Origin of the sequence: Mycobacterium interjectum (genome assembly GCF_900078675.2) — a bacterium.
Lineage (GTDB): Bacteria > Actinomycetota > Actinomycetes > Mycobacteriales > Mycobacteriaceae > Mycobacterium > Mycobacterium interjectum.
In genome coordinates this window covers 1-1,061 of sequence record NZ_LT546247.1, presented here as the reverse complement: position 1 = coordinate 1,061, position 1,061 = coordinate 1, and the positions used below count along the sequence as shown (strand labels likewise).

The 1,061-nt window shown below is 72.4% G+C and carries 2 pseudogenes; both read left to right on the top strand.

The features are described from left to right. A pseudogene (locus tag BN4348_RS59025) lies at positions 1-755 on the top strand (hypothetical protein); the annotation flags it as partial. Further along, a pseudogene (locus tag BN4348_RS59020) lies at positions 752-1,061 on the top strand (hypothetical protein); the annotation flags it as partial. The pseudogenes BN4348_RS59025 and BN4348_RS59020, both read left to right, overlap by 4 nt.

Sequence of the window (1,061 nt, the reverse complement as noted above, 5' to 3'; positions counted from 1 at the left end):
GCCCGTTCCTGGCCGAACTCGGCACGGTGCTCGGACCCGTCAACGGCCATCGCGCCGCGGCGGCCCGGCAGCGCGTCTGGTCGGCCGTGATCGCCGACGCAACCCCGTACAACCTGGGGGCGCTGGCGCGGTTGGAGGGGGCCGAGCTGCCGTGGTCGATCGTCGAGCTTGGGTTGAGTTCGGCTGAGCCACAACGACAACCCCGCATCGCGGGCGAATCAGACAGCGATCGTCCGCTGGATCGCAGCGTCGTGGATCGGGTACGCGCGACGCTGCGGCGCGGCCTGGACCGCGACGCGCTGCCCGACATCCCGCTGCTGTGCGAGGAGGAAGTGGACCGGGCGTCGGCGCCCTGGGGGCTGTTGTCCGAGGACAAGCAGGCCACGCTGGTGGCCGGCATCGAGGTGGCCGTCGAGCTGGCGCCGCTGGACCCGTCGGTCGCCAGCCGCTACGCGCTGGCGGCCCAGATCCAGGCCCGGCTGCGCAAGGAGGCCTACGTGCTGCACGCCCGGCGCTACCTCGCCGAGGGCGGTCCGATCCATCCCCGCCAACGGCAGGTCGTCGACGACCTGGCCGCCTACGCACAGCCCTACCTGAGCCGGCTCTGGGCGCGACTGCACGGACGCGACGTCTGGCAGGAGCCCTGCGATGACGTCGATGAGGTGCGGTCCCTGCTGGAGGGGGTCGCGCGGTCGGTGAGCCTGGACCACCGGCAACGGATCAAGGCGATGCTGGAACTGCAGGTGGCCGGATGAGATTGGTCGCCGATGCGGGCCTGTGGGCGACGGGAACGGCGCCGGTCGAGACGCCGCTGGCGGCGGTGCTGGAAGTCAGTGGCGCGGTGCTGTCCTGGATGATCGACGATCCCCCCGGCGATGCGGGCACCCGAATCGCCTTCACCGACTTGTCACGAGCCGACTGGCTTTGGCGCGTCCTCGGCGAGTCCGGGCACGTCGCGCTGGTGTCGGCCGTCGACGGTGCGGCCGATCAGCCCCGCGGCATCGAGCTCGCCGGCGTCGAGATCGTGCCCGGTTCCCTCGCCCCGCTCCGGCGGCTGGCCG